We start from the raw sequence: 6,941 nt of genomic DNA, 5'->3' as shown, positions 1-6,941 counted from the left end.
ATACTGGAGGCAGTTCATTTGAGTAAAATCGCCATAGTTTTTTGTGTTAGTACAGTACTGGACTATATTGCCATCTGGTTTGTTCAGGAAGATTGACGAGATCTTTTCAAATGAAGCATCCAGCAAAGGCGTTCCCTTGATTGTAATGCTCAAATGACCCTTATAAGGAGAGCAGTTTCCTTGTTGCTCTGTCCTGGCAATGGCAATTGATGTCAAATCCCCATGTCCCATCTCATTATCAGAAATAAACCAGTAGTTAACACCTTCAGAAGCGAGGCACAGCCACGATGCATGGTTGTCTTGATTAACAGTCACGCCAGTCGTTTTTGCCATGTCTGTAAGCCTGCTAAATTCCATCGTATAGACATTATCTCCGACAATAATACTCGGCACTAAGCTTTTGTGAGTGTCGTAGTCAGAGATGGATGAATCGTCCTGGTAGTAGCTGGCACCAAAACCTTCCATCTGCGTAGCCGTCGCAACGCAGGATGTTACGCAAAGAGCAAAGAGGAGATATTTCATTTCACCTTTATCCTTTCCATGGGTCAGAGATGAATAATCTTGCCATCCAGATATGCCACGTGATTTTCTCGTAAGCTAAATCTGCATATTTAAAATAAGCACATCTTCATAAATAAACCGGAATAGCCATTCGACAAACTCCCTTGTCAGGATAAAGAGGGAATTATCTTCATGGTCGCCTTAAAAGGTAAAAAGTTAATCAATTTTTAATTGATAAAGGTCAATTATATGCTGAGTAATACGTGAAGAAAGAATAACAGACTCATATTGAGGGCATTTGCGCTTTCATTTTCTGCCACGCCCTGTATGAAAAACTTCTTTATCTCCCCTCGCCGGAAAGGCTCAGGTTTCAGGGCGCTTCCATACGGAATCACCCGAATCTTTTGACCATTTTATTTTCGTGTCAAAACCGGCTTTGGCCACTATAGCGAAGCAGCGTGTCTTATCACATCTGGCCTCTAGCTCTTCAACCTCTGGCTGCTTCTTTGCATCAGGGTCGATGCCTGGTGCAAGAAGCCTTATGGCCTCACCAGGCCGTTGCCTTGCACCAGCACGTGAAACAGCAGGGTAGACACTGTTAGAGAAGATATTTAGCTCTGATATCAGTCAGTGACATGAAAGCCTCCCCTCATTTGTTGCTTAAAGGGGAAATCGAACCCGCATTACCAGCATTTTTATCATCAAAGGATAGGGCTTCAAGTGGTTTTTAGTAAACGAGGGTGAACGTGAAAGAAGGAGTAACCCATAGACAGAAAGCAAAAAGCCCGCTCAGGTTTCCCTGAGCGGGCTTTTCTAATTCTGGCTCCTCTGACTGGACTCGAACCAGTGACATACGGATTAACAGTCCGCCGTTCTACCGACTGAACTACAGAGGAATCGCTTGAACGGGGCGAATATTAGCGGCGCCGATCCCGCTTGTCAAAGCCCTGTTTAACGAAATGCGTTCGGATGCTCGTAAAAGCAGCGGATTGGTGAATTTTTCCCGAATCTGCTGGCTTTTCAAACTGCCAACAGGATCTCACTTTGCGGGCATTTCTCTGCAGATGTTAGAGGCATGTCAAAGTTTTGTTGTTTGCCGATGTCAAAACAGCCGTTTCAGTGCTTTTATGATAAAAATTTCAAAACGAGATTTTATGGAATAAATAAACTGCTTAGCGTTACGGTCGCCACTTTCTCCGGAAACTGAAACGGCAGGTCGGAAGTAACTGTTTGCAGATCAAGTGATTGTGAAAAGGAGTGGTCGATCACAAAAATAGCCAGAAGCCGAAGTCTAACCTCAAAATTCCCGAAACAGACGCCAGACAGGCTGGGTGAATGTAAAAGATATTTTTCATTCGCGGTCACAGCCGCTGAGCAAGTTAACAAATAAGAAGGGTCCCTATGAACATCAAAAAAACGATTGTCGCCTCACTGTTAGCCTGCATGTTACCTGCCGCGGTTATGGCAAAAGATATTTCGGTCGGCGTCTCAATGGCGCTGTTTGATGACAACTTCCTCACCATTCTGCGCACGGCCATGCAGAAAGAGATGCAGAAAGATGGCGTTAAAGGGCAGGTTGAGGATGCAAAAGGCGACGTTTCACAGCAGCTGCAGCAGGTGCAGAACTTTATCGGTCAGGGTGTCGATGCCCTGATCGTCAACCCGGTCGACACCAACGCGGTAAAACCGATTATGGATCAGGCGAGCAAAGCGGGCATCCCGCTGATCTTTGTTAACCGCCGTCCAGGAGCTGAACTCACCGGCAAAATGGCCTATGTGGGGTCCGATTCAGAACTGGCCGGCCGGTTACAGATGGAAGCGCTGGCTAAAGCAATGAACGGCAAAGGCAACGTCGCCATTCTGATGGGTGACCTGGCGAATGAATCGACCCGCGACCGTACCAAAGGTGTGGAAGAGGTGGCCGCTAAATATCCTGGCATCAAAATTGTTCAGAAGCAGACCGCCAAATTTACCCGTAACGACGCGGTGGATGTGGTCAGTAACTGGATGACGGCCGGTGATGAAATCAATGCTATCGCGTCGAACAACGATGAAATGGCAATCGGTGCGCTGCAGGCACTGGGTAAAAACCCGAACAAAATCCTGATTGCTGGCGTCGATGGTACACCGGATGCACTGCAGATGCTGAAGCAGGGCAAGATGGTCGCCACCGTCTTCCAGGATGCGAAGGGGCAGGGCGAAGGCTCGGTGCAGACGGCGATCAAACTGGTGAAAGGCGAACAGGTCCAGAAAATTATCAACATCCCTTACCAGCTGATTACCAAAGAGAACATGGAACAGTTTACCCAGCGTAACCTGAAATAATCGTTCCTGACTCAGCCTGACGGAGGTGATGTATGAACGCGTTTGCGCTTGAAGCCGAAGGCATCAGCAAGTTCTTCCCCGGAGTGAAAGCCCTCGACAACGTCTCGTTGCGGGTGCGTCCGGGAACGGTACATGCCTTGATGGGCGAAAATGGCGCGGGCAAATCCACTTTAATGAAGTGCCTTATCGGGATCTATCGTCCCGATAAGGGCACCATCAAAATTAAAGGGGAGCCGGTGCAGTTTCACGACACCATGGACGCGTTGCGTTCCGGCATTTCGATGATTCACCAGGAGCTTAACCTGGTGCCCTACATGACCGTCGCTGAGAATATCTGGCTGGGCCGCGAGCCGATGAAATTTGGTTTTGTCGATCACGCCCGGCTCAATCAGGTGACACAGGAGCTGCTCAACCGCCTGAATATCCGTCTGAAAGCCGATCGGATGGTGGGTGAACTGAGCATCGCCTCACAGCAGATGGTCGAGATTGCCAGAGCGGTCTCCTGGGACTCGGACGTCGTCATCATGGACGAGCCCACCTCCGCGCTCACGGAAACCGAAGTGGCGCATCTCTTCACCATCATTCGCGACCTGCGCGAGCAGGGCAAAGCGATCATCTACATCAGTCACAAGATGGATGAAATCTTCACCATCACCGATGAGGTCAGCATTTTCCGTGATGGCAGCTGGATCGCCAGCGACCAGACGGAGAAGTACACCCGCCAGTCGCTGATCACCCAGATGGTCGGGCGTGAACTGACCCAGCTGTTTCCGAAATTTAACAGCGCCATTGGCGAAGAGGTGCTGACGGTGCGAAACCTCTCCTGCAAAGATCGTTTCACCGATGTCAGCTTCAGCGTGCGGCGCGGGGAGATCCTCGGCGTCGCCGGGCTGGTGGGCGCCGGTCGCAGCGAGGTGATGGAGAGTCTGTTTGGCATGGAGAGCTTCGACAGCGGGGAGATCTTAATTGATGGCGTACCGGTGACGATCGACTCGCCGTCCACCGCGATCGAAAAGGGCATGGCGTTCCTGACCGAAGACCGTAAGAAATCCGGACTCTTTCTGGTGCTTTCGGTGATGGAGAACATGAGCATCGTCAATATGCCGGAGTACAGCGGTAAAAGCGGCTTTGTCAGCCATGTGAAGATGGCGCAGGACTGCATGGACCAAATCCGCCGTCTCAATATCAAAACCCCGACCATGGATCAGATCATCAATAACCTCAGCGGCGGGAATCAGCAGAAAGTCCTGATTGCCCGCTGGCTGCTGGCTCAGCCGAAGATTCTGATTCTGGACGAGCCGACCCGTGGCATTGACGTCGGCGCAAAAGCGGAGATTTACCGCTTAATCAGTGAGCTCGCCAACCGTGGCGTGGCGATCATCATGGTCTCCTCTGAACTGCCGGAAATCCTGGGCATGAGCGACCGGGTGATGGTCATGCACGGCGGGCGTATAACCGGCATCCTCGATAAAGAAGAAGCCGATCAGGAAACCATTCTGTCGTTGGCATCCGAATGAGGCGCGAAACCACTATGAGCAATATGAAAGTTACTGCCACCCCGGCAGCCCCGCAGCAACCCTCTTTTTTTGCCAGTCTGCGTCATAAGCTGCCGAAAGATACCGGCATTTTTGTGGTGATGGTGGGGATTGCACTGATTTTTGAAATGTTCGGCTGGTATGTGCGTGACCAGTCTTTCCTGCTCAACACCAACCGCCTGATCCTGATTGTGCTGCAGGTGGCGATTATCGGGATTATTGCCGTCGGCGTGACCCAGGTCATCATTACGACCGGTATCGATCTCTCCTCCGGTTCCGTGATCGCCCTGGCGGCGGTGGTGGCTGCAAGTCTGGCACAGACCTCCGACAGTCTCTCACCGATGTTTCCGTCACTGGTCAATATGCCCGCGGTCATCCCGGTTGCTGCCGGTATCGGGGTCGGGCTGCTGGCAGGGCTGGTCAACGGGGTGCTGATTACCCGCACCGGTATTCCGCCCTTTATCGCCACGCTGGGTATGATGGTGTCGGCTCGCGGCCTGGCGCAGTACTACACTCAGGGCAATCCGATCAGCTTCCTCTCTGACGGCTTTACCGCCATAGGCCAGGGCGCCATGCCGGTCGTGATTTTCCTGGCGGTCGCGCTGCTGTTCCATATCGCTCTGAAACATACCCGCTACGGCAAATATGTGTATGCCATCGGCGGCAACATGACCTCGGCGAAAGTCTCCGGGATCAACGTTAATAAGTATCTGATCATTGTCTACACCATTGCGGGGGCCCTGTCGGGTCTGGCTGGTGTGGTTCTGGCGGCGCGCGTCAGCAGCGGTCAGTCAAGCATGGGGATGTCCTACGAGCTGGACGCCATTGCCGCAGCCGTTATCGGTGGCAGCAGTCTGATGGGCGGCGTCGGGCGTATCACGGGTACATTGATTGGTGCGGTGATCCTCGGCCTGATTAAAAGCGGATTCACCTTCGTGGGTGTCGATGCCTACATTCAGGACATTATTAAAGGGATCATTATCGTGGCCGCCGTCTCTATCGATATGCATCGCAACCGCAAAAAACGCTGACCGGCAACCGTTGCCCTCTTCAGCGACAGGGAGAGGGCAGCACCTGCTGTTTATTCATCACGGCGCTTCATGATAAGAAATCCCGCCGATAGCGGTTACATCGTTTTCAGGCCGGTTAAGCCGCGATGCAGGCCAGACAGGCCTTCAGCCGATGTCATGCCCTTTCACTGCACTAAAACTGTACAACCCGTCATCACTTTTCTGCACACCCGCCTCGCAGCAAATGCACTGTCACAGTGCGTCCGGGCGGTCTGGCTTCCCGGCTCAGCCATTCCCGATCCTTATTAACCCCTAAGAGGTAATCAGAAACGCTTATTTTCCGGGCCGTTAGGAAAAATCCTGAGCCTGGTCAGGGAGCGAGATTTAAACCTGGCCTGCATCTTGCAAAATCCCTCTCATCAGGCGAAGGACGCAGATCCTATTCGCTATTCAGGGCTAGTGACGGAGGCAAGATGAATTTAAGACGACTGAAATACTTTGTGAAAATCGTCGATATCGGCAGTCTGACGCAGGCAGCGGAAGTGCTGCATATCGCCCAGCCTGCACTCAGTCAGCAGGTCGCCACGCTGGAGAATGAACTGGATCAGCAGTTACTGATCCGCACCAAGCGGGGCGTCACGCCGACAGAGGCCGGTAAGATTCTCTATGGTCATGCGCGCACCATTCTGCGCCAGTGTGAGCAGGCCCAGACGGCGGTCATCAATGCCGGTCAGATCCTCAGTGGTCAGGTTTCAATTGGTCTGGCACCAGGCACCGCAGCCTCTTCGCTGACGATGCCGCTGCTGCAGACCGTTCGCGATCAGTTTCCTGAAGTCCTGGTCTACCTGCACGAAAACAGCGGCAGCGTACTGAATGAGAAAGTGATGTCCGGTCAGCTGGATATGGCGGTGCTCTACGACCGCGCGCCCACCGCCGGGATCAACAGCATGCCGCTGATGAAAGAGGATCTCTATCTGGTGGGCGCCACCGACTGCCCGGGAGCCAGTGTCGATCTGGCGGATGTGGCGCAGATGAGCCTGTTCCTGCCGCGCGACTACAGTGCGGTGCGTAAGCGGGTTGATGAGGCGTTCTCCCTGCGTCGCCTGAGCGCCCGCATTATCGGTGAGATTGAATCGATTTCTACCCTGACCGCCGCCATTTCCAGCGGCATGGGCGTAACCGTATTACCGGAATCCGCCGCCCGTTCGCTGGTGGGCTCGACGGATGCCTGGATGGCGCGCATCAACAGTCCCTCACTCAGTCTGCCGCTGTCGCTGAACATCTCCGCGCGGTTGCCGCTGTCGCCTTCCGCGCAGGCGGTGAAAAACATCCTGCTGTCGCTGCTGAACACGCCACTGAACGAGGAGCGGGAGCTGATGTTAGTGAGTTAATGGTGGGGGGGCCTGCCAGGCGCGGGGCGTTTTCACCTGGCGGTGGGCTGGCTCTGGGAAGGTTTCGCCCGCCAGGCGTGAGGGAGTGTTTACCTGGCGGCGGGCTGGCTCTGAGAAGATTTCGCCCGCCAGGCGTGAGGGAGTTTCAGCCTGCCCGTGCAGGCGGACGCGTCAAGGGG

At 53.2% G+C, this 6,941-nt stretch carries 5 protein-coding genes, 1 tRNA gene and 1 pseudogene; 4 read left to right on the top strand and 3 right to left on the bottom strand.

Features of this window, described 5'->3' with window-relative positions:
* The 3 genes and pseudogenes from CKF42_RS20700 to CKF42_RS20690 all read right to left on the bottom strand — a co-directional run.
* The coding region (locus CKF42_RS20700) for a hypothetical protein (RefSeq protein WP_111209092.1) at positions 1-522 on the bottom strand (522 nt) is incomplete at its 3' end.
* A 345-nt stretch (positions 523-867) separates the two neighbouring features.
* Positions 868-1,110, bottom strand: a pseudogene (locus CKF42_RS21545) (integrase); the annotation flags it as partial.
* A gap of 211 nt (positions 1,111-1,321) precedes the next feature.
* Positions 1,322-1,397, bottom strand: a tRNA-Asn gene (locus CKF42_RS20690).
* Positions 1,398-1,902: 505 nt separating this feature from the next.
* On the opposite strand from CKF42_RS20690, the gene CKF42_RS20685 reads away from it, so the two are divergent.
* The 4 genes from CKF42_RS20685 (at position 1,903) to nac (ending at position 6,762) form a co-directional block, all read left to right on the top strand.
* Complete coding sequence (locus tag CKF42_RS20685) at positions 1,903-2,826, top strand: sugar ABC transporter substrate-binding protein (protein ID WP_009089392.1); 924 nt, start codon at positions 1,903-1,905, stop codon at positions 2,824-2,826.
* Positions 2,827-2,858: 32 nt separating this feature from the next.
* Entirely contained in the window at positions 2,859-4,343 is a 1,485-nt protein-coding gene (locus tag CKF42_RS20680; RefSeq protein WP_111209091.1) for a sugar ABC transporter ATP-binding protein, read from the top strand.
* Between the two features lie 23 nt (positions 4,344-4,366).
* On the top strand, positions 4,367-5,392 hold the full coding sequence (locus CKF42_RS20675; protein WP_181161923.1) for an ABC transporter permease: 1,026 nt from the start codon (positions 4,367-4,369) through the stop codon (positions 5,390-5,392).
* 452 nt (positions 5,393-5,844) lie between these two features.
* Entirely contained in the window at positions 5,845-6,762 is a 918-nt protein-coding gene (gene nac, locus CKF42_RS20670; RefSeq protein ID WP_009089395.1) for a nitrogen assimilation transcriptional regulator NAC, read from the top strand.
* Positions 6,763-6,941: the final 179 nt, after the last annotated feature.

This window comes from Pantoea sp. ARC270, from assembly GCF_003236725.1.
Classification (GTDB): Bacteria; Pseudomonadota; Gammaproteobacteria; order Enterobacterales; family Enterobacteriaceae; genus Pantoea; species Pantoea anthophila.
Note: the sequence above shows the minus strand (reverse complement) of the source record. Positions and strands in the feature narration are given on the sequence as shown.